Here is a 22,192-nt window from a genome sequence, read left to right as displayed (position 1 = left end):
TTCGAGGAGGGACGTTATGGACTGGGGAAGGGCCAAGAGTGTATTGATATATGCCTTTCTGGTGCTGAATCTGCTGCTGTGCTATCAGCTATGGATCGATGTGCGCGATCAGGTCAGTGCGGGACTTGACTTCACTTCCCTGTCCGCAGAGACTCAGGCGGTGATGGAGGAGAAGAACATCCGGCTGCTATGCCCGATTCCGGCTGCTACTCCGCAGCTGCCTGATATCACGTACCGTTATTCGGCCGAAGAGCAGAATGAACTGCCTGTGAAGCTTAAGGAGCCGATCGACAGCAAGCTGATGTACTCCTCGTTCTCGGAGCTGAGCAATCTGCTGAAGAGCCAGATTCCCGACATTGCCAATTACCGGTTCGATTCACAGGAGAGTGAGGTCGGCAAGTTCGTCCTGCATCCGCTGGTGGATAACAAGTGGTCTCTCTTCAGAGTGCGGCTGGAGCTGATTAACAGTGACCAGAAGATTGTGGCTTACCGCTGGCCGAAGATTGAGATCGCAGCAAGCCGGAGCGAGGATCTGCAGAAGGTGCTCCCGGCTTCGCAGGCGCTTAGCAGTCTGATCGAGAAGTATTTTCCTGCGGGTTCTGCAGTGAAGGAGATTGAGTTGGGCTATTACGGCGAGCTGTTCAACTCCGAGAGCCAGGTGGCTTCGCCGATGTGGCGGTTCATGCTGGAGGACGGCAGTGCTTATTATATGGATGCGATCAGTGCGGACATTATCAGTCCGAAGACAACAGAGTAGAAGGAGCAGGAGAGATATGGGGATTTCATTTACAGTACTGTCCAGCGGTTCTACCGGGAATGTGACAGTGGTGCGTAACGGCGAGACCACACTTATGATCGACGCGGGTCTGAGCGCGAAGCGCATTGACGAACTGCTGGCCATGCGCGAACTGACGGGAGCGGAGCTGGACGGAATTCTTGTGACCCACGAGCATTCGGATCATATTAAAGGGCTGGGCGCGATGGCCCGCAAGTATAATCTTCCGATCTATGCGAATTCGAACACCTGGGGAGCGATTGAGAAGGGGATTGGCAAGATTGAGGAGCATAACCGGGTCATTATGGAGACCGGGCAGCACCGGGATTTCGGCAGTATGCGGGTGGAATCCTTCGCCATCTCCCACGATGCCGCAGAGCCGGTAGCTTACAATTTCTATGACGGCAAGGAGAAGCTGTGTGTTGCGACAGACCTCGGGTATGTCAGCGACAAGGTGAGAACGGCCATATCGGATGCCGATGTGCTGGTGCTGGAGTCGAATCATGATATCGAAATGCTGCGGATGGGGCGTTATCCCTGGAATACGAAGCGGCGGATTCTCGGCGATCTGGGGCATCTGTCCAATGAGGCGGCAGGTGCAGCGCTCAGCGAGATTCTGAGCGGGCGGACCAAGCGCGCCTATCTGGCACATCTGAGCAGAGACCATAATATGATGGATCTGGCGAAGATGTCCGTGCGCGGGGCGATGGAGGACAGGGGCTGCTTTTACAAAGACAGTGAGTTCAGGCTCTGCGACACCTACTATGACCGGCCTACGCCATGGGATAAGGTGAGCCAGTCATAAGACGGTCAACCTCGGTAATCTTGTGCTCCAGCTCCTGGCGGGAGAATAGCCCTTTATCAATTAACAGCTCAATCATTGCATGCTGTACAAGAATCAGCTGATAATGTTCATCCTTAAGGTCCCCCAGCTTGCCAATGAATTGCACCAGATCTTTACTTGTTGAAAAAGACTCCATAGTCCGGCCCTCCTTGTGAAATGGATAGTAATGAAGCTGTGAATAATTTACATTTATTTAACATAGAAAACATGTGGGCAGCGCGGCTGCCTGTGATACAATCATATAGAGCGTTCTAATCCTATTGTAGTCTTTTAAGTTGCAAAATATTCCGGATACAAGCTGTTAAACTTTTTAGTAGCTTATTAGAATAATAGACATCCCTTGCGCTTAGAACCCACTGGAATGTGGTGAATAAATCAAGTGAAACCTTTTAGTACTTCATGAAGTCTAAGAGATATAGCGGTTAAGCTCGGGCGTGGTTGCTTGGCGTTCAGGTCGTGAATGCGGTGGCAATAGAGGGGAGAGAGTGTAACATGGGATTATTTGATGATGATTTCTATTCAACCAAGGTGTCACGGCGCAAAAGCGGCAAATCTAAATCAACCGGCGGATATGCTGACGGCAAGTGGGCTGTCCGCAAATCGAAGCGGTCGCTGGCAACTTGGCAGATCTCGCTGATCAGCTCTGTCTGCAGTGCTGTAGCGGCTGTGCTGCTGTTCAGTCTGGTAACGGGACAATTCGCCGCTGAGAGAGCTCAGGCTCCGGTGGTTATTGATAAGGTGGCTGCGAGCAGCGCAGATCCGTATGACCGGATTATTCAGGCTGCTGCACATATCCGCCCTGCGGTAGTGAGCATCATTAATCATAAACAAGATAATAAGGAACTTAATATTCTCGATGAATCCGCGCTAGGCTCGGGAGTTATCTATAAGAAGGATGACAATAAGGCATTTATCATCACGAATAATCATGTCATTGAGGGTGCCGGCAAGCTGGAAGTGGTTACAGTAGACGGCGTGACACACAAGGCGGAGCTGGTAGGTGCCGACAAGGTGAGCGATATTGCTGTGCTCTCCATTGACGGCAAGGGAATCGACCGGATTGCTGAGATCGGGGATTCCTCCAAGCTGCGTCTGGGTGAGACTGTCATTGCCATCGGCAACCCGCTGGGGCTTGGAGATACACTGACTTCCGGCATTGTCAGCTACACAGAGCGGACGATTCCAGTGTCACTGAACCAGGATGGCGTGTACGATTGGGAGCAGGAAGTGATCCAGACGGATGCGGCCATTAACGAGGGCAACAGCGGGGGCGCACTAGTGGATCTGGACGGCAAGGTGATTGGTATCAATACGATGAAGATCTCCGATACGGGGGTAGAGGGACTGGGCTTTGCGATTCCCTCCAATCACGTGGTGGATACAGCCAATGAGCTTACCTCCAAAGGCCGGATAGCCCGGTCATACCTGGGCGTCTATTCAGTGGATCTGAATAATCCTTATGTACCGCTGGCCGATGACCAGCGTAAGGAGCTCAATCTTCCGTCTCTAGTGACCGATGGGGTTGTGGTTCTGGATGCTGTGGGACCGGCGAAGGAAGCGGGTCTGCAGCTTAACGATGTGATTACCAAGTTCAACGATAAGCCGATTACCTCCACGCTGTCGCTGCGCAAATATCTGTACGATCATACCAAGATCGGCGATAAGCTGAAGATTACCTTCTACCGCAATGGTGAAGTGAAGCAGACCACAGTCCAGCTTCTTGAGAAGCCAGAGGAATAAAATTGGAAATGGCCGTATATAATAATGAGGCAGTCACGATTACGGAAACAGTTCAAGCCGTCCTTTTCAGGAAAAAAAGAAGAGGGCGGGGCTGTTTCAAGAATAAATAAATGGGGTAATTGGTAGCAATGGGTATAAATATTACAATTTATTATGACTGGTAGCCCTTACATTGGGAAGTAGTCCTTATAAGGGAAAAAACGGAGGAATTAGGATAGAACAGCTTGCCTTTGTTATTAAGGTGTGGTAACATGAAATTGTTCTTACATTGATACCTTATTCTCGCATTGAAAAGGGCTGTCAACCAAAGCTACAACCTTTCTCAATGTGTGAATTTTTTCTTTGTCTGAAGATAAAAAGAACATATTAATTTAAATTTGTGGAGGTAACACACATGCAAACAGGTACAGTTAAATGGTTCAACGCAGAAAAAGGATTCGGTTTCATCGAAGTTGAAGGCGGAAGCGACGTATTCGTTCACTTCAGCGCAATCACTGGCGACGGCTTCAAAACTTTGGACGAAGGCCAACGCGTTGAATTCAACGTTGTTCAAGGCAACCGCGGACCACAAGCCGAAAACGTTGTAAAACTGTAATTAATAGAAGGTACCGTCCCCGCTTGTGAAAGTTGGGACGGTCTTTTTTTATCATCACTTGCTTGCAACATAAAGGAAGGGAGGAACGGCAATGAACTACCGGAAAAAGCCTTTGGAGGAAGTACCGGAAGAAAATACCGCAATTTGGGCCTGTACCAACGAGGATTGCAATGGATGGATGAGGGATAATTTCGCATTTGAACATGCGCCTTCCTGCCGTCTCTGTCATTCCCCAATGGTTCGTAGCATGAAGATGCTGCCGCAATTGCTTAATTCAAATGGCGATCTCAAATCGCTTAAGAAAGGTATTTCCATTACCTAGACCAATACCTTTATGAGTCAAGACAACTATATATGCAGGACACCTTCAAGACGGTGAAACCGTCTTATTTTTTTTGCTTTTAAATGCAAAATTGTGATATTTGTCACAAATTTATTGTTTTTTATGCCTAAACGGGGCGTATAATGTGATAATTATCACACTTTGAGTGATGGGAATTTGACAAAATAGACATAACGAAATGGGGAGAAGGAAGGGGAGAAATATGGATACAGTACTGCTGTCGCGTATACAATTTGCGTCGACGACAATTTTTCATTATTTCTTTGTGCCAGTATCGATCGGACTTGCGCTCATAATTGCCATTATGGAGACCATGTACGTAAGAAAGGGCAATGAAGAGTACAAAAGAATGGCGCAATTCTGGGGGAAGCTATTCCTGATTAACTTCGCAGTAGGTGTAGTAACAGGGATCTTGCAGGAGTTCCAGTTCGGGATGAACTGGTCGGATTATTCGCGCTTCGTCGGTGATGTGTTCGGGGCTCCGCTTGCGATTGAAGCCTTGTTGGCCTTCTTCCTGGAGTCCACGTTCATCGGAATCTGGATCTTCGGCTGGGATAAGGTATCCAAGCGGATTCATCTGTTATCCATCTGGCTGGTCGCCTTCGGAACGATGCTGTCGGCATTCTGGATTCTGCTGGCTAACTCGTTCATGCAGCATCCGGTCGGCTTCCAGATTAACAATGGCCGCGCGGAGATGAATGACATCTTCGCACTGATTACAAACGGCCAGCTGCTGGTGGAATTTCCGCATACAGTGCTTGCCGCTTACGCTACGGGCGCCTTCCTGGTAACAGGGATCAGTGCATACAAATTGCTTAAGAAGCAGGACGTTGCCTTTTTCCGAAAATCATTCGAGATTGCAGCAATTGTAGGGGTTATCTCATCCTTCGGCGTTGCGGTTGCAGGACATGCACAGGCTCAATATCTGGTAGAGACACAGCCAATGAAGATGGCCGCATCCGAAGCGCTGTGGGGTGAGAGCGGCGACCCGGCACCTTGGACGGTGTTTGCCAATATCGATGTGAAGAACCAGACCAACAGCAATGAAGTTCAGGTTCCGTATCTGCTGAGCTTCCTGTCCTACAGTAAATTCTCCGGTGAAGTGAAGGGGATGCTGGAGCTGCAGCAGGAGTATGAAGTGGCCTATGGGCCAGGAGATTATATTCCGCCGGTCAAAACAACCTTCTGGAGCTTCCGGATCATGGTGGCTGCAGGCTCGCTGATGATACTGTTTGGGGTATACGCGATCTACCTCATGTGGCGTAAAAAGATGGACAGACCCAATACCTGGTTCATGCGCTTCATGTTCTGGGGACTGCTGCTTCCGCCGATTGCCAACACGGCCGGCTGGATTATGACAGAGATCGGGCGTCAGCCATGGACTGTATTCGGACTTATGACTACAGAAGACAGTGTATCACCTAATATTACCAGCGGACAGGTACTGTTCTCGGTGATTTCTTTTACCGCGATCTATGCCATATTGGGTGCAGTGCTAGTCGGCCTGTTCGTCAAAGTGATCAAAAAAGGTCCTTATGCTATGGATAACGAACACGGTGAATCCCACGATCCGTATAACAAGGAGGGATCAACTCATGCTTTCTCTTAATGAATTATGGTTTCTGCTGATTGCGGTGCTGTTCGTCGGGTTCTTCTTCCTGGAAGGCTTCGACTTCGGTGTAGGGATGGAGACGCAGATTCTGGCCAAGAATGATACGGAGCGACGGATACTGATCAATTCGATCGGTCCGTTCTGGGATGCAAATGAGGTATGGCTGATTACGGGTGCCGGTGCCATGTTCGCGGCCTTCCCGCATTGGTATGCTACGCTGTTCAGCGGTTTCTATATTCCGTTTGTATTTGCTCTGCTGGCGCTAATCGCCCGTGGTGTCGCCTTCGAATTCAGAGGCAAGCGCGATTCCAAGGCTTGGCAGAAAACATGGGATGTCTGCATCTTCTTCGGCAGCTTCCTACCGCCGTTCCTGCTCGCCGTGGTATTCGCCAGCTTCATCAAGGGCTTGCCGATCGACAAGGATATGCAGATGTATGCCGGATTCTTCGATATCGTCAATGCTTATACAGTGGTTGCAGGGATTACGGTTGTCCTGCTGTGTCTGGTGCACGGGCTGATGTTCACTACGCTCCGCACGCTTGGAGATCTGCAGGAACGGGCGCGTAAGCTGGCCCAGAAGCTGCTGATTCCACTGGCGGCGCTCTTGGTAGCCTTCGTTGTGATGACATATACTATGACGGATATCTTCGATAAACGCGGAACGTTGCTATGGATTGTAGTCGTTCTCGCTGTAGCCGCTTATCTGCTGGCCGGATATTTCATGACTAAGAAGAAGGACGGCTATGCCTTCGGGATGACTGGTGCTGTGATGGCGCTGTCTGTTGCATCGATCTTCATCGGACTGTTCCCGCGGGTGATGATCAGCTCGCTGGATCAGGCATTCAACCTGACGATTACGAATTCGGCCTCCGGCCAATATTCGCTGAAGGTGATGACGATTGTAGCGCTGACCCTGCTGCCGTTCGTGCTGGGCTATCAAATCTGGAGTTATTTCATCTTCCACAAACGGGTTCATGAGAAGGAGCATCTTGAATACTAATGGATAAAAATTTGCTTGGGTACAAAGGAGTTAAGCCTGTATTTCTGCTGGTTGGCTTCCTGACCCTGGTGCAAAGCTTCTCCATTCTTCTGCTGGCGAAGTCGCTGGCAGAAGCTGTCTCTGCGCTGTTTGCGGGAGAACCGCTGAAGGAACAAGGGGCTAGAGCGCTCTTGTTCCTTCTTGCGTTTCTTGTGCGTCATGCCTGCGCTATGCTGATGAGCCGGGCGGCGTACCGCTTCGCGGAAGCGACCGGCAGCAGCATGCGGAGACAGATGATGGACAAGCTGTTCCAGCTGGGACCACGGCTGGCTGGCGACCGGGGAACCGGAAATATGGTCACATTAGTGCTTGAAGGAGTAACGAAGTTCCGCACATACCTGGAGCTGATTATTCCGCGGATGGTCGGTATGGCGGTAACACCCGCTCTGCTGCTTATCTATGTATTCACCCTGGATACGTCCAGCGGTGTCATTCTTACCTTAACGATGCCGATCATTATTGTATTCATGATCCTGATCGGGATGACGGCCCGCAAGCAGATGGACCGTCAGCTGAAGTCCTACCGTACCTTATCGAATCACTTCGTGGATTCACTGCGCGGTCTGGAGACGCTGAAATATCTTGGACGCAGCCGCAGCCACAGTGAGAGTATTGCTAAGGTCAGTGACCGCTACCGTTCAGCAACCATGCGTACGCTGCGAGTCGCCTTCCTGTCATCGTTCGCACTGGACTTCTTCACCATGCTGTCTGTCGCTTCGGTAGCGGTAAGTCTCGGTCTGCGTCTGGTCAATGAGCAGATGACGCTGGTTACCGGACTGACGATCCTGATTCTCGCGCCGGAATATTTCCTGCCGGTGCGGCTGGTGGGTGCAGATTTCCATGCCACACTGGACGGCAAGGAGGCCGGAGAAGCGATGAAGAGCATCATTGACCGTGAGACGGTCCAGGCGAAGCTGCTGGAGCCGGGTGGGCAGGGAGCGGTGAAGGGCGATGGAGGAGAGCTGCCGGGAGGCGTTTTCAAGTGGAACAATGATAGTGAACTTCGGCTTCATGCGGTGGGCGTACAATATGAAGCTGACGGTGTATCCTCGCTCGAAGGGGTGAATCTCGACTTCAGGGGATATGCCAGAATCGGTATTATCGGGGAGAGCGGGGCAGGCAAGTCTACGCTTGTAGATATTCTGGGCGGCTTCCTTCATCCAACCTCCGGAAGCCTTACGATCAATGGAAGCTTGGTCAGTGCGCTGACCGATGAGGGGTGGCGGAAGCAGACGGCTTATATTCCGCAGCGCCCGTATATCTTCAGCGGCACTCTGGCTGATAATGTCCGGTTCTATTATCCTGAGGCTTCGCAAGAAGCGGTAGCTGCCGCGCTGGAGTCGGCAGGTTTATCGAAGCTGGTGTCCTCGCTGCCGGAGGGATTGAACGAAATGATCGGCGGCGGCGGCCGTTCGCTCAGCGGCGGACAGGAGCAGCGTGTGGCTCTGGCCCGCGCTCTGCTGAGCAGCCGCCCCATCATGCTGCTGGATGAGCCGACGGCCCATCTGGACATTGAGACGGAATATGAGCTGAAGGAGACGATGCTGCCGCTGTTCGAGGGTAAGCTGGTATTCCTGGCTACACACCGCCTGCATTGGATGATCGACATGGATCTGATTGTCGTTATGCAGCAGGGACGGGTGGCTGAAATAGGCACACACGACGAGCTGACTGCGCGGAGGGGTGCTTATTATGAGCTTATTCAAAGTCAATTGGAGGGAATCCATTGAAACGTGAAGGATGGTTTGCTCCCTATTACTCTGCCTACTTCTGGCGGTTCGTGTTAATTATCTTGCTGGGCGCGCTGACGATCTTCTCAGCGTCTTCGCTGATGTATACCTCCGGCTTCCTGATCTCGAAGGCCTCGATTCCGCCGGAAAATATACTGATGATCTATGTCCCCATTGTTGGTGTGCGTACCTTCGGGACCAGCCGGGCTGTCATCCACTATGTGGAACGGCTGGTGGGACATGACACGATTCTGCGCATTCTGTCGAAGATGCGGGTCCGGCTGTACCATATGCTGGAGCCACAGGCGCTGTTCTTGTCCTCACGCTTCCGTACCGGGGATATTCTCGGTATGCTTGCCGATGATATTGAATATTTGCAGAATGTGTATCTTCGGACGGTCTTTCCGAGTATTATCGCGCTATTAATCTATGCAGCGGCGATGATTGCGCTCGGGACGTTCGATGTGGCCTTTGCTCTGCTTATGGGACTCTACATGCTGGTGCTGGTAGTCGTATTACCGCTGATCTCCCTCTTGTTGACCCAGAAGCGTCAGCGTCAGGTGAAGCAGGAGCGGAACCGGCTGTATCAAAAGCTGACCGATGCTGTGCTGGGCTTAAGTGACTGGGTCATCAGCGGGCGGCAGAGCCAGTTCGTCGATACGTACGAAGCGGACGAGCAGGCGGTTGCCCGCATAGACGGTTCGCTGCGGCGCTGGGCACGGCTGCGTATGTTCATCGGGCAGGCCGTTGTCGGCCTGGCTGTGTTGTCTTTGTTATACTGGGCGGCTGGACAGTATGCTGAAGGGGCGATTGCCGGAACGCTGATTGCGGCGTTCGTGCTGGTGGTCTTCCCGGTGGCAGATGCCTTCCTGCCCGTATCCGAGGCTGTGGAGAAAATTCCGCAATACCGGAATTCACTGGAGCGGCTGGAGGGCGTGGAAGCCGCAGCGGGAGATACCCCGCTTAGCGCGGGAACTGCTGCTGGGAGTGCCGGAGCGGAAGCTCAGGCTGCCGCTGCGCTGCAGGCGGCTAAGGCCAGCGGACAGGTTCAGATTGAACTGAAGTCGGCGGGCTACCGCTATGCGGCAGGTGACGACTTCTCTGTTCAGCAATTGGACCTTGCGCTGCCGCAGGGGCGGAAGGTTGCAGTGATCGGCCGCAGCGGAGCCGGTAAATCGACACTGCTCAAGCTGGTGCAGGGCGTGATTGCGCCCACCATCGGCTCCGTGACGATTAACGGTATCGATGCTGCGGCTTACGGTGAGCGGATTCCGCAGCTCATCGCGGTGCTGAACCAGAGCCCGCATCTGTTCGACACCACGGTGGCGAACAATATCCGGCTCGGGGACCCGGGGGCTTCGGAGGCAGAGGTCCAGCAGGCGGCAGCCCTGGCGAAGCTGGATACGCTGATCTCTTCGCTGCCGGAGGGCTATGATACTCCGGTACGCGAGGCGGGGCAGCGCTTCTCCGGCGGAGAGCGCCAGCGGATGGCCTTGGCCCGTATTCTGCTGCAGAATACGCCGGTGGTTGTGCTGGATGAGCCAACCGTTGGCCTCGACCCGCGCACGGAGCGCGAGCTGCTGGCCACGATGTTCGAGGCAATGGCCGGCAAGACGCTGATCTGGGTCACGCATCATCTGGTGGGCGCCGAGCAGATGGACGAGGTCATTTTCATGGAGAACGGCCAAGTGGAGATGCGCGGCACCCATGCCGAGCTGATGGAGCGGCAGCCGCGTTACCGCAAGCTCTATGAGCTGGACCGCCCGGGTCAATATCTGAATGGGGCAGATGGTGTGTAGAGGCTAGGATTAGAGCCGAGGTAAGTGTGTGAGTACAAAGGTAAAAGCTCTTCCTGTCCCGCTGGGGGCAGGAAGAGCTTTTTTTGCACGTGCGCCCAATGTAATCGGAAAACCGATCACATTGGGCGAGTGCTGGGTGTTCGGGCGGGATGTAATCGGAAAACCGATCACATTGGGCGAGTGCTGGGGTGTGCGGGTCGGATGTAATCGGAAAACCGATCACATTGGGCGAGTGCTGGGGTGTGCGGGTCGGATGTAATCGGAAAACCGATCACATTGGGCGAAAGTGCTGGGTGTTCGGGCCGGATGTAATCGTGTCCATGTCCGGTGAATAGGACAAACCCGGGAAATTAAGGTACACTTAACTGGATGATCCTGTCAGGATCAATTAGAACGGGGTGGAAGCATATGATAACGGAGGGCTCCTGTGATTATAAATAAGGAGAGATTAATCAATGGTATCAACAACGTGCGAATTAACATGGAATCTGGACCGGATCTATCCCTCGTTCGAGTCGGAGGGATTTCAGCAGGACCGCCGGCAGGTGGAGAGCCTTGCCGGGGAGCTGAATACATGGTCGGCCTCGCAGCCCGTTAGCGGGCAGGCTCCTGCAGAACTGATGGAAGAGTTCCTTAAACAATATAATGCGTATCAACAGCTATATTTGCGTCTGTTCAGCTACGCGGAGCTGCGATTCAGTGCGGACAGCCAGTGTGAGGAAGCCGTCAATCTGATGGACGAGCTGGAAGAAGTGACCAGCGGGGCGGGGGAAGCTCTGGTCCGCTTCAGCAAATGGCTGGCAGGGGTAAGCGCGGATGAACTGGAGCGGAGTCTCCGTTTCAGCGCTTATCTGGAGCAGCATAGCTTCTATCTGCGCGGATTACAGGGGAAATCGCAGCATATGCTCAGCGCAGAAGGCGAAGCGGTGATTGCCCGGATGCAGAACACCGGCTCGAAGGCGTGGGAACGGCTGTACATGCAGACGCTGTCTACACTGCGGACCGATCTGGAGCTGGCCGGAGTGACCCGCAGTGTGACACTGGCGGAGCTGCGGAATCTGGTCTACGACCCCGATTCTGCGGTACGGCGGGCGGCGGCTGAAGCAGAGCATGAGGCTTGCCGCAGCGTAGCGGAGCAGAGTGCCGCCTGTATCAATGCTGTCTCCGGTGAGGCGGCAGCCATCTATGAGCTGAGGGGCTATGCTTCCCCGCTGCATAAGGTGCTGGAAGCAGCGCGGATGGATGAGGAGACGCTGGAGGTGATGCTTCAGGCCATCCGGGAGAGCCTGCCGGTCTTCCGGGAGTATTATGCCGAGAAGGCTGGGCGGCTGGGGCATTCGGGGGGACAGCTGCCGTTCTGGGATGTTTTTGCGCCCATTGGCACGGAGTCTTCAATCCGCGTCACCTATGCTGAGGCCCAGGCGATGATTATCGCGGGGTTCAGCAGATTCAGCCCCGAGCTGGGCGGGTTTGCCCGCAAGATGTTCGGGGAGCGCTGGATTGATGCCGAGCCGCGCAGCGGGAAAGGCAATTTCGGGATGTGTGTCGATATCGTCCCGATTGGAGAGAGCCGGATCATAACAAGCTTCCACGGCCAATATATAGATGTGAGTGTGCTGGCTCACGAGATTGGGCATGCATACCATACCAGCCGCCTCGCAGGACATACGATGGTCAACATGGATTATCCGGTGCCGATTGCGGAGACGGCGTCGATTTTTTGCGAGAGTCTGATTCATGTTGAACTCTTGAACTCGCTGCCTGCGGAGGAAGCGGATGCGATCCTGGAACGTAGTCTCTCGGATGCGGGGTATTATATTGTCGATTTCTATGCCAGGTACTGCTTCGAGAGCGCGCTCTATGCCCGCCGGTTATCCGGTCCCCTCCCATTAGAGGAACTAAACGCACTGATGCTGGAGTCGATGGCTGCCGCTTACGGGGATAGTGTGCTGCCCGGGTCCATTCATCCTTACCAGTGGATTAGCAAGGCCGGGTATTATATGGCAGGCAATGAGTTCCTGAACTTCCCGTATTCCTTCGGGCTGCTGTTCTCCAAGGGGCTGTATGCCCAGTACCAAAAGCAGGGGCAGGCGTTCGTGAGCCGCTATGAACAGTTCCTCTCAGCGACCAGTACCCGGAGTATCGCAGACGCTGCGAAGCTGATGGATATTGATGTGCATTCCCTGGATTTCTGGCAGGAGGCGCTCGGATTCATTGCCGGGGATGTCCGGAAGTTTGCGGGGCGGGAATAAGAGTGTATTTTGCGCTGCGTGAGGTTCCTTTTTGCAGGGAAGTGTGGTAGAACAGTAGTATAAGTCTACGCCGCAGCGGCACAGAAAGGGATGCTTGATTGAATGTATGTAGTCTGTAAGGAACACGTAGAGCTGGCCATCGACAAATTTGTGGACGAGTACGAGGATGCACCAGATGTAGTCGATCTGAAGGAGACGGAGTTCTCGGACTGGGACCCGCCGGCGAAATGTGCGGAATGTGAACGAAATGCGGAATATCTGGTCGTCTGAGGACGGCCGGAATAAGAAACACCCTGTGGCCGTGAAGGCTGCAGGGTGTTTTGGCGTGCGGTGTATGCGTGAATGGTGCAGTTGCGGATTTAGCAGTCTGCGGCTTTCGCCATCTCGGCCAGCGGGCTGCGCTGACTGCTCCGCAGGTAGATGAAGGCGGAGCCGATCGCCACGATTGCTGCAACTGACAATCCCCAGTAGATGTTGGAGTAAGCGGCCTGAAGCGGCAGGCTGCGCTGCCATTCCAGGGCGCTGGCGGCCATCGCGACGCTGAAGGCACCGCTGAAGAACTGCAGCAGCTGGAAGAGCCCCATCCCGGAGCCGATCTGCGAAGCAGGCAGGATACGCGAGATTTCATTCGATACACTGCTCGACAGTACAGTGAATGACAGGCTCATAATCATGTAGACGAGCATGACGGCGATCCAGGATTGTCCGGCGAATAGGGCGAACAATACGGTGGCGGCCAGAACGAGCAGCGGTGCGAAGCGCAGAATTCCGGTGTTGCCGTAGCGGTCGATCATCCGTCCGACCAGGCGGGAGACGAAAATGGCCAGCAGTGAGCCCGGGAAGATGACAAGCCCGGCATGGCTGGCGCTGAAGCCGAAGCGGTGAGTCAGAATCTGCGGCAGCAGGAACAGGGTAGCGAAGCTGCACAGGTAGGAGGCAACCCCGATCAGCGCCAGTACCAGATATGGCCGGTTGCTGAACAGCGCTGGCAGCACGAATGGATCAGGGGTCGTGCGGATACGCCCTACAAATAAGGCAATCGCGGCGATGCCGGCGATCAGCGCGATCCACAGTCCGCTGGTCAGGAACAGGAGCAGACCGGTGGTACCCACGCCGAGGAAGATCCCGCCCAGAACGTCGAATGAGCCGCGAGCCGGAACTTCCTTGGGCAGCAGGATCAGGAACAGCGGCACCAGCAGCAGAATAGCTGCAGTGACTGCGAACAGCCAGGTCCAGCCGAGGTATTCCACAATGGAGCCGCCGGCTACCGGACCCAGACCCAGTCCCAGGGAGACGGCCGACATAATCGTCGCCATGGCTTTGCCGCGCCGGGCCTGCGGAATGTAGCGGGTGAACAGGACAAGGGACAGCGACATCACGGCGCCTGCCCCCGAGGCTTGCAGAATACGCACAATCAGCAGGAAAATGAAGCTGGTGCTGAAGAATCCGGCCACAGCAGCAAGCCCTAAGGTGAGCAGCCCGATAACCAGCAGCCGGCGGATCGGCAGGAAGTCCGAGAGCCGGCTGTATGTGATTGAGGCAATAGAGAACATGATGGAATACCCGGTTACAATCCAGGAGGCGGACGCTGCGGTGATGCCGAAGGTCTCGGTTACATCAGGCAGGGCCAGATTGAACATCGCTGTGTTCATAATAACGAGGACGACAGCAACGCTGAATAGCAGAGTTAACAGTCCTTCCCGTGGAAGAGCCGCTTGCGGAGCAGCCATTGAATGCTCTTGATCGCCCTCAGAAGCAGGTGATGAGGTCATGAGAAAGCCACTCCTTCATTCTTTTATTGTATTGTTCGATTACTTACGAACTATTGAAATATAGCATGCGCTAATGTAAAATGCAATTAGGAAATCATCGTGAAAAGAAGTACTATTATATACTCTGAAGGAGTCTTATTCATGAAGCAGCTCCATCATCCGGACCGCAAGGACATTCAGCTCGCCTCGGTGCTCTATGCGCTTAGCGACCCGATCCGTCTATATGTAGTGTCGGAGATCTGTAACCACGGCCCGCAGTCCTGCAACAGCTTCAAGGTGCCGATTGCCAAGTCCACGCTGACCCACCATGCCCGGACGCTGCGCGAAGCGGGTGTCATTCATACCCGGGTGCAGGGTACCCAGCGCATTCTGTCCCTGCGGACGGAAGATCTGGACGAGCGGTTCCCCGGACTGCTGGATTCCGTATTGCAGGCTTACGTCAGACCCGGGCCGGATGAGGGATTCGGGGAGCCGGAAGAGGAAGGGCAAGAGCAGGGATAACAATCATATACCGTATGACATCATCGCCACTCCAGATTCTGGGGTGGTTTTTTGAAAATATAAGAATGTATATGTTTCACGCTATACATTATCCTTCTATTTCTCGCCGAAACGGTACCGTCCTTTAAAAGGACGGCAAAGCCGTTTCCACTTGTATGTACAGAGCATACAACCGTTACCATTGACAGAATTGTGTCAGGTGAAGTAACATTTTAAATTGTAATGATAATCATTCTCGATTAGAAAAGAGGAAGTCAACGCTATGTTCGCATCTAAAGGTAAGAGGCTGCTGCAAGGCCTGCTCGTATTATTGGTTATATCCATGGTCGCTGCAGGCTGTTCATCGAATACTACGGAGAAATCATCGGCTGCCGGAGACGCACAAGCTGCGAAGACCCTTACAATGGCGTGGCCCCGGGATATCGGACCGATGAATCCGCATTTATATAATCCGTCCCAGCTGTTAGCCCAGTCTATGATCTATGAGCCGCTGGTCAGTTATCAGGACGGGAAGCTTGTTCCGGCTCTGGCTGAATCCTGGACACTGTCGCAGGATGGCAAGGTATACACGTTCAAGATCCGCAGCAACGTCAAGTTCTCGGACGGAACGGCTTTTACCGCACAGCTGGTGAAGAAGAATATGGATGCGGTCTTACATAATAAGAAGCTGCACACATGGCTGGGCATGATCCCGCTGATTGAGAAGACAGAAGCGGTTGATGACACTACGTTCCGGCTCACGCTGACAGAGTCGTATTATCCGGCACTGTACGATCTTGCGGTGGTGCGGCCGGTACGCTTCCTTGGCGAGGCGGGCTTCCCCGAGGATGGCGATACGTCCAAGGGCATTCGTAGCCCGATTGGAACCGGACCTTGGGTGCTAAGCGAGTATAAGAAGGATGAATCGGCAACCTTTACACCGAATCCTTACTATTGGGGCGAGAAGCCGAAGGTGGACAAGGTGGTGGTGAAGGTGATCCCGGATGCGGAGACCCGTGTGCTGTCTTTTGAAAAAGGGGATCTGGACCTGATCTACGGCGAAGGTCTCATCAGCTATGACGCTTACAAGGAGCTTGAGAGCACCGGGAAGTACGTCACTAAGCTGTCTGAGCCGATCGCAACCCGCAATCTGGTGCTGAATACCATGAACGCGAAGCTCGCTGATCTTAAGGTCCGTCAGGCACTTAGCATGGGCTTCAATAAGGAAGCGATGGTCGAAGGGGTGACGCTGGGGCTGGAGGAGAAGGCGGACAATATCCTGCCTCCGAATCTGCCTTATGCCAATATCAAGGTGAGCCCGGTAAAATATGATGTGGAGCAGGCGAATGCGCTGCTGAATGAAGCGGGCTGGAAGCTGCCTTCAGGTGGGGGCGTGCGGGAGAAGGATGGACAGAAGCTTGAGCTGGAGCTGATGTATGATAAGGCGGATCTGACGATGAAGTCCATGGCGGAGACTCTGCAAGCTGAATGGGCGGGGATCGGTGTGAATCTGAAAATCACCGGCGTCGAGCTGACCGTCTACATCCAGCGCAGAAAGGCCAATGAGTTCGACATGAATTTCTACTCGACGTTTGGTGCGCCGTATGACCCGCATTCCTTCATGACTGCCGTTGTACAGCCGGGCTACGGGGTCTCGGATACTCTGGCGGCCTTGCCGATGAAGGCTGAGATCGACAAGAAGATTAAGGAAGGTATGGCTATCACAGATGACAAAGCCCGTACCGGGCTGTTCGGCTCTGTGCTCACTACGCTGCAGGAGCAGTCTTCGATCCTTCCGATCTCCTACATCAAGCAGATGGCAGTGTACCGGGACAATGTGGCTGAATTCAAGTTCCCGTCCAACCGGGATGAATACCCGCTTCATGGTATTGAGAAGAAGTAGTAGTCACGCAGGAGGGTTCTAAGTGGGCGTATATATCGGAAAAAGAGTGCTGGCGATCATCCCCATCATTCTGTTCTCCTCATTGCTGATGTTCGTGATGATCCGGGTAGGGCCGGTGGACCCGGCTGAAGCCTATCTGGCTGCGGCGCATATCCAGCCGGATGATGAAGTGCTGGCCGCCAAGCGGCATGAATTCGGGCTGGACCAGCCGCTGCTGACGCAATATGTTCAATCGGTGGGCCGGCTGCTCCGGCTGGATTTCGGCCATTCCTACCTGTCCAATATGCCCGTATGGGGAGAGGTTGCCCAGAAGCTGCCCGCAACGCTTCAGCTTGCGTCCGCCAGTATCGTGCTGGCGCTGGTGGTTAGCATCCCGCTTGGGGTGCTAGCGGCGATTTACAAAAACCGGCTGTTAGATCATGTGATCCGGGTATTCGCCTATATCGGCGCCTGTGTTCCGGTCTTCTGGATCGGCTATCTGCTGATGTTCTTCATCTCGGTTAAGCTGGAATGGCTGCCTGTGGAGGGCAGAGGGTCTGTGCAGCACCTGATTCTTCCGTCTATTACCCTGGCACTCTGGCTGATTGCCATCTACGCGCGCCTGCTGCGGACGACCGTCCTGGAGGAGCTGAAGGAGGCTTATGTCCGGTATGCCCGGGCAAGAGGGATTAAGGAACGTGTGATTCTGTATAAATACGTGCTGAGAATTGCCATAGCACCGCTTATTACAGGACTGGGCATCAATCTGGGGAAGCTGCTGACAGGGGCGATTATCGTAGAGCAGGTATTCTCCTGGCCGGGCTTCGGCCGGTACTTCATTGAAGCGATCATTAACCGTGACATTCCGGTGATTCAATGCTATGTCATGCTCTCGGTCTGTGTGATTGCCGGGAGCAATCTGATAGCCGATCTGCTGCAGCTGTTCCTGGACCCGCGAATTGCGCGTAAAGGGAGGGCCAGCCAAGGATGAATAACTTAAGCAGCCGTTTAAAAGGCAAGAGAGTGATCATGATCTGCGGCAGCCTGCTGATCCTGTTTGGTCTTGCTGGCCTGTTGGCCCCGTGGATCTCACCGCATGACCCGATACGGGTGAACCTGGCAGCGAAGCTCAGTCCGCCCTCGTGGGAATATCTCCTGGGGACAGATCAGCTGGGCCGGGACAATCTATCCAGGCTGCTGTATGGAACACGGATCTCGCTGGGCTTTGCCTCGCTTATTTTTGCCGCTTCCTTAGGGGTGGGATTGCTCGCAGGAGTGGTTTCGGGGTACAGCGGCGGGTGGCTGGATGCTGCGCTGATGCGGTTGTGCGATGGCATTATGTCTTTTCCCAGTATGATTCTGGTCTTCGGTCTGATCGGGATCCTGGGGCCGGGCCTGTCTCAATTGGTTATTGCTCTGATGCTGGTGCAGTGGGTGTACTTCGCCCGGATGTTCCGGAATATGATTGTCAGCTTGAAGGAGCGGAATTTCATCACGGCAGCGCGGATCAGCGGCTCTTCCCCCTGGCAGATCATGAGCAGGCACCTTATTCCCAATATTCTGCCGTCGATTGTGGTGATTGGGACGCTTGAGATGGGCTGGGCGATTATGGATATCTCGGCGATGTCCTTCCTGGGCCTGGGCGTCCAGGCGCCTACACCGGAATGGGGGGCGATGCTGAACGAAGGGAAATCCTTCATCCGCAATCATCCCGAGCTGATGCTCTATCCGGGCCTGATGATTATTATGGTTGTAGCTTCGTTTAATCTGCTGGGCGAGGCGCTGTCTGAACGGTACGGGATCAAACGAGGCTCCTGAAAGAAGGAATGAGCGAATCATGGAACAAGCGGAATATGTGCTGCAGGTGAAGGATCTGAAGGTATCTGTGGAGACAGCGGCAGGATATTTGCCCCTCATAGAGGATGTTAGCCTGGAGCTGAAGCCGGGGCGTGTGCTGGGTCTTGTGGGAGGCAGCGGCAGCGGAAAAACCGTAACATCGCTGGCGCTCCTCCAGATGCTGGACCGGCAGACGAGTGTGATCGAAGGCAGTATCCGGCTGCATACCCGTGAGCTGAACGGACTTCCGGAGAAGGACATGCGCAGGCTTCGCGGCAGTAGTCTTGCCCTGATTATGCAGAATCCGATGACAGCCTTCTCTCCGGTGTACACCATCGGCGTGCAATTTGTGGAATCGATCCGTACACATGTGAAGCTGGGAAAAAAAGAAGCCAGAGCCTGCGCGATCCGCTCCCTGGCTGATGTGAATCTGCCCGATCCCGCAGCGCTGCTGGGAAAGTATCCGTATGAGCTGAGCGGCGGGATGCTCCAGCGGGTGATGCTGGCGCTCACCCTGTGTCTGAAGCCCTCCGTGATCATTGCCGATGAGCCTACTACGGCTCTGGATGTGACCAATCAGCTCCAGGTGCTGCGGCAGCTGGACCGGATGCGGCAGGAGCATGGAACCGCTATTCTGCTGATCTCCCATGATCTCGGCGTCATTGCGGAGCTGGCTGATGAAGTTGCGGTTATGCAGCACGGGCGGATTGTTGAGACCGCCGATGTATTCGAATTATTCGATCATCCCCGGCATGAATACACCCGGGAGCTGCTGGCAGCAAGGCCGCTGCTTCAGCTTAGTCCGCAGTTAGGGGGCCAGCTATGACTGGAATAGCGGCAGAATACATGCTTGAGGTCAGGGAAGTTACCCATACCTATGCTGCATCCCGCCGGTGGAGGCGTCCTGCGAAGCAGGATAATGTGTTGTCCGGCGTGTCTCTTCATATAGAGGAGGGAACCTGCCTGGGGCTGCTGGGATCAAGCGGAGCCGGTAAAAGCACACTGGGCCGGGTTATTCTCGGGCTGGAGCCGCCCCGCGCGGGCCAGGTGCTGATTCAGGGCCAGGATCTGTATAAGCTGAGCCCGCAGGCGCGCAGGACCATCCGCCGCGATCTGCAGGTGGTCTTCCAGGATTGTTATTCTGCCGTGAACCCCCGGATGACAGCAGAGCAGATTATTGGTGAGCCGCTGTCCAATTACGAATCCTTGAGCGTTCAGGAGCAGAAGCGGGCGGTAGGTGAGCTGCTGGAGTGTGTTGGACTAAGTGCGGCGGACATGCAGAAGCAGCCCTACCAGTTCAGCGGAGGACAGCTGCAGCGGATCAATATCGCCAGAGCGATTGCGCTGAAGCCTAAGCTCATTGTATTGGATGAGGCGGTTAGTAGTTTAGATATGATTAACCAGGCGAATATTTTGCGGCTGCTTGGGGAGCTGCGGGTTGCGTTCGGTCTGTCATATCTGTTCATCACCCATGATATTAAGGCCGCCTGTATGATCTCAGACGCACTGGCTGTCATGGATCAGGGCAAGATAGTGGAATATAACGACAGCAAGGAGCAGTTCCTGCAGTCCTCTCATCCTGCGGTTCGGGGCTTACTCGATTCCATGCTTGCGGAGCATCCGCGGAACCGGCACAGGGAGCTGCCCAGGAACGCTGTACAATAACGGTAAACATCCCGTGAGCAATGGAGCAATAGAGGAGACTACACTCTCGCCGAAACGGTACTGCCCTTTTATAGGACGGTACCGTTTTCGCTTTATATGTTTTGGGGCCCCCGCAAAGTACCTGAGTCATCATCGAAGCTAAAGCCTCACTTTGTGGGGTTATTTTATGGATCAAGCTTCTTATAGGACTCATTTGCTTCCGCTAGTACCTCCGCTCCGCCCGCCGCCAGGAACTCCTCGACGAACTCCCCGAATTCCTCAAGCGGACGCTCCCCGGTGATGAAGGCAATATACGCCTGGTCTCTTAGGTTAATTAGCCCAGCGCTGTTCCTGATCAGAGAGGGCGTAGCCACCTCCAAGGCATTATAGATGCCGTCGTGATCCAGCCCCAGGGTTGCCGCCCATTGCTCGCTCCGTCCGGCAGGAAGGATGGGCAGGGTCATGCCGATCCCCGCGCCGATCGTATTCTGGTAGCTGAACTTATGGTTATACGGCGGCAGCAGGATGATATCCTTCTTGTCCGTTCCGGCCCAGTCCCAGTGTGTCCCCTGAATACCATACTGCAGAGATGCCGCCTCATCGGGGTCAGGATTTGCGCTGACGTAGTCCAGCAGCTGGAGGATCTTCTCCAGCTTGCCCGGCTCCTGGGTAGCATCCGCGCCAATGGCGGTGAAGCTCATCAGCATATCGTAGGCTTTGGAGCCGCGTCTGCCGTCCGGACCGCTAACCGGCCGCCCGAAAGCGATCTTGGCCTGCGGATGCTTCGCGGTTAACTCCTTGACGTTAAACATTGCTTCTACCGGAACCAGTCTGGCTGCCTTCTGGTCATCCAGTCTCCAGTCTGTATAATCCCCTGCCTGTGTCCAGTGATAATAATTGCCCATGGAGGTCATGCCGATCCGTCCGTTAATGAAGGCGTGCGACAGATGCTTGTAGCCTCCGCTATTCTCCCCGGTGATGAACTCGGGATCAATGACCCCGTCCCGGTACCATTTGCGGAGATAACGCAGCGCTTCCTGCATATCCGGCTCAAGAGCGCCAATAACCAGTCCCTGATCCTTCCGGCTGAAGTAGAGCTGATCCGTGAAGACCATCTGCCCGAAGGCGCCGAAGACAACATTCATGCCCTCCTGCGACAAGCCGTAGGTGTCCCGGATACCGTTGCCGTCGGGGTCTTCGTTCGCAGCCGCATAGATGAATTTCTCGAAATCGGCCAAGGTATCCGGCACCTTAAGGCCGAGCTTGTCCAGCCAATCCTGCCGGTAGACCACGGGGACCCGATAGATATTGGTAGGATTAATGACCGGAATGCCGTAATAGGCCCCGTTAATGCGGCCATATTGCTGATAGGCGGGTGCATTCTCGCGGATGGCCTTAAGAATATTGGGAGCGTAGGTGTTCAGCAGTTCCTCAGGAATAGGGGCGAGCACGCCCTGCTGCTGGTACTTCAGCAGATCCTGGGTCTGCCGGACCCGGAACAGGTCGGGAATGCTGCCTTGCACCAGCCTCTGGTCGAGCAGGGATTCATATTTGTTATTCGGCAGATTCCAGAAGTCCAGATCTACCTTGAACTTCTGCTCCAGCTCCCGCACCATTACGGCATCCTCCGCAACCGGCAGATTCTGATGCATGGTCCAGGAGATTTTGAGCTTCGGGGCAGAGGAAGCGGGAACAACAGAATCAGCAGAATCAGAAGCGGAAGCGGATGGATCCAGCAGCTCTTGTCCAGGCGCAGACGAGAGGGAAGCTGGCTGCCCGCTGCAGCCGCAGATCAGCCCCAGGAGGGGCAAGAGCATTATTCTTTTATACATATACATAAGGCACCCTC

Annotated in this window: 20 protein-coding genes; 17 read left to right on the top strand and 3 right to left on the bottom strand. The window is 54.2% G+C overall.

The window, feature by feature from the left end:
* Positions 1-16: 16 nt before the first annotated feature.
* Positions 17-757: a two-component system regulatory protein YycI gene (gene yycI / locus NYE26_RS31100; RefSeq protein ID WP_076081897.1), complete on the top strand. Its 741-nt coding sequence runs from the start codon at positions 17-19 to the stop codon at positions 755-757.
* 16 nt (positions 758-773) lie between these two features.
* Entirely contained in the window at positions 774-1,580 is an 807-nt protein-coding gene (locus tag NYE26_RS31095) for an MBL fold metallo-hydrolase (RefSeq protein ID WP_036699804.1), read from the top strand.
* On the opposite strand, the gene NYE26_RS31090 is transcribed toward NYE26_RS31095, so the two are convergent.
* Positions 1,549-1,755, bottom strand: a complete 207-nt coding sequence (locus NYE26_RS31090; RefSeq protein ID WP_209879260.1) for a hypothetical protein — start codon at positions 1,753-1,755, stop codon at positions 1,549-1,551. The two genes, NYE26_RS31095 and NYE26_RS31090, sit on opposite strands and share 32 nt — an antisense overlap.
* A gap of 356 nt (positions 1,756-2,111) precedes the next feature.
* Between NYE26_RS31090 and NYE26_RS31085 the strand changes: the two genes are divergently transcribed.
* From NYE26_RS31085 to NYE26_RS31045, 9 genes are all read left to right on the top strand, one after another.
* Positions 2,112-3,359: a trypsin-like peptidase domain-containing protein gene (locus NYE26_RS31085; RefSeq protein ID WP_036728019.1), complete on the top strand. Its 1,248-nt coding sequence runs from the start codon at positions 2,112-2,114 to the stop codon at positions 3,357-3,359.
* Between the two features lie 394 nt (positions 3,360-3,753).
* Positions 3,754-3,954, top strand: a complete 201-nt coding sequence (locus tag NYE26_RS31080) for a cold-shock protein (protein ID WP_019914582.1) — start codon at positions 3,754-3,756, stop codon at positions 3,952-3,954.
* A gap of 91 nt (positions 3,955-4,045) precedes the next feature.
* Positions 4,046-4,276 carry a cold-shock protein gene (locus NYE26_RS31075; protein ID WP_036699797.1) on the top strand — a complete coding sequence of 77 codons (231 nt, stop codon included), beginning with the start codon at positions 4,046-4,048 and terminating at the stop codon, positions 4,274-4,276.
* A 223-nt stretch (positions 4,277-4,499) separates the two neighbouring features.
* Positions 4,500-5,906 carry a cytochrome ubiquinol oxidase subunit I gene (locus NYE26_RS31070; protein ID WP_339252619.1) on the top strand — a complete coding sequence of 469 codons (1,407 nt, stop codon included), beginning with the start codon at positions 4,500-4,502 and terminating at the stop codon, positions 5,904-5,906.
* A complete protein-coding gene (cydB, locus tag NYE26_RS31065; RefSeq protein WP_339252617.1) occupies positions 5,893-6,909 on the top strand; it encodes a cytochrome d ubiquinol oxidase subunit II in 1,017 nt (338 codons plus the stop codon). The genes NYE26_RS31070 and cydB overlap by 14 nt, the downstream gene beginning before the upstream one ends.
* The gene (cydD, locus tag NYE26_RS31060) at positions 6,909-8,678 is read left to right on the top strand and encodes a thiol reductant ABC exporter subunit CydD (protein ID WP_339252615.1); all 1,770 of its coding nucleotides are present in this window, start codon (positions 6,909-6,911) and stop codon (positions 8,676-8,678) included. Before cydB ends, cydD begins: the two co-directional genes overlap by 1 nt.
* Positions 8,675-10,477: a thiol reductant ABC exporter subunit CydC gene (gene cydC / locus NYE26_RS31055; protein ID WP_339252613.1), complete on the top strand. Its 1,803-nt coding sequence runs from the start codon at positions 8,675-8,677 to the stop codon at positions 10,475-10,477. The genes cydD and cydC overlap by 4 nt, the downstream gene beginning before the upstream one ends.
* Before the next feature lie 455 nt (positions 10,478-10,932).
* Entirely contained in the window at positions 10,933-12,729 is a 1,797-nt protein-coding gene (locus NYE26_RS31050) for a M3 family oligoendopeptidase (protein WP_339252611.1), read from the top strand.
* A gap of 102 nt (positions 12,730-12,831) precedes the next feature.
* Positions 12,832-12,999: a CxxH/CxxC protein gene (locus NYE26_RS31045; RefSeq protein WP_063829067.1), complete on the top strand. Its 168-nt coding sequence runs from the start codon at positions 12,832-12,834 to the stop codon at positions 12,997-12,999.
* An 89-nt stretch (positions 13,000-13,088) separates the two neighbouring features.
* On the opposite strand, the gene NYE26_RS31040 is transcribed toward NYE26_RS31045, so the two are convergent.
* Positions 13,089-14,501, bottom strand: a complete 1,413-nt coding sequence (locus NYE26_RS31040; protein WP_245367922.1) for an MFS transporter — start codon at positions 14,499-14,501, stop codon at positions 13,089-13,091.
* Between the two features lie 141 nt (positions 14,502-14,642).
* Here NYE26_RS31040 and NYE26_RS31035 point away from each other — a divergent pair, with 141 nt between their 5' ends.
* The 6 genes from NYE26_RS31035 (at position 14,643) to nikE (ending at position 20,364) form a co-directional block, all read left to right on the top strand.
* Positions 14,643-15,002: a helix-turn-helix transcriptional regulator gene (locus NYE26_RS31035; RefSeq protein WP_036728009.1), complete on the top strand. Its 360-nt coding sequence runs from the start codon at positions 14,643-14,645 to the stop codon at positions 15,000-15,002.
* A gap of 262 nt (positions 15,003-15,264) precedes the next feature.
* On the top strand, positions 15,265-16,884 hold the full coding sequence (gene nikA / locus NYE26_RS31030) for a nickel ABC transporter substrate-binding protein (protein WP_339252606.1): 1,620 nt from the start codon (positions 15,265-15,267) through the stop codon (positions 16,882-16,884).
* 22 nt (positions 16,885-16,906) lie between these two features.
* Positions 16,907-17,854, top strand: a complete 948-nt coding sequence (gene nikB / locus NYE26_RS31025; protein ID WP_036728006.1) for a nickel ABC transporter permease — start codon at positions 16,907-16,909, stop codon at positions 17,852-17,854.
* A complete protein-coding gene (gene nikC / locus NYE26_RS31020) occupies positions 17,851-18,681 on the top strand; it encodes a nickel ABC transporter permease subunit NikC (RefSeq protein ID WP_339252605.1) in 831 nt (276 codons plus the stop codon). Before nikB ends, nikC begins: the two co-directional genes overlap by 4 nt.
* Positions 18,682-18,700: 19 nt before the next feature.
* A complete protein-coding gene (locus NYE26_RS31015; RefSeq protein ID WP_339252604.1) occupies positions 18,701-19,525 on the top strand; it encodes an ABC transporter ATP-binding protein in 825 nt (274 codons plus the stop codon).
* A 20-nt stretch (positions 19,526-19,545) separates the two neighbouring features.
* Positions 19,546-20,364 (top strand): nickel import ATP-binding protein NikE, encoded by an 819-nt coding sequence (gene nikE / locus NYE26_RS31010; RefSeq protein WP_339257678.1) that lies wholly within the window; start codon positions 19,546-19,548, stop codon positions 20,362-20,364.
* Between the two features lie 164 nt (positions 20,365-20,528).
* On the opposite strand, the gene NYE26_RS31005 is transcribed toward nikE, so the two are convergent.
* Positions 20,529-22,175, bottom strand: a complete 1,647-nt coding sequence (locus NYE26_RS31005; protein WP_339252603.1) for an ABC transporter substrate-binding protein — start codon at positions 22,173-22,175, stop codon at positions 20,529-20,531.
* Between the last annotated feature and the right edge of the window lie 17 nt (positions 22,176-22,192).

It is taken from the genome of Paenibacillus sp. FSL P2-0136 (genome assembly GCF_037975325.1).
GTDB classification, from domain to species: Bacteria; Bacillota; Bacilli; order Paenibacillales; family Paenibacillaceae; genus Paenibacillus_AQ; species Paenibacillus_AQ silagei.
The sequence above is the reverse complement of the archived record's forward strand: the minus strand, read 5'-3'. Positions and strand labels throughout refer to the sequence as shown.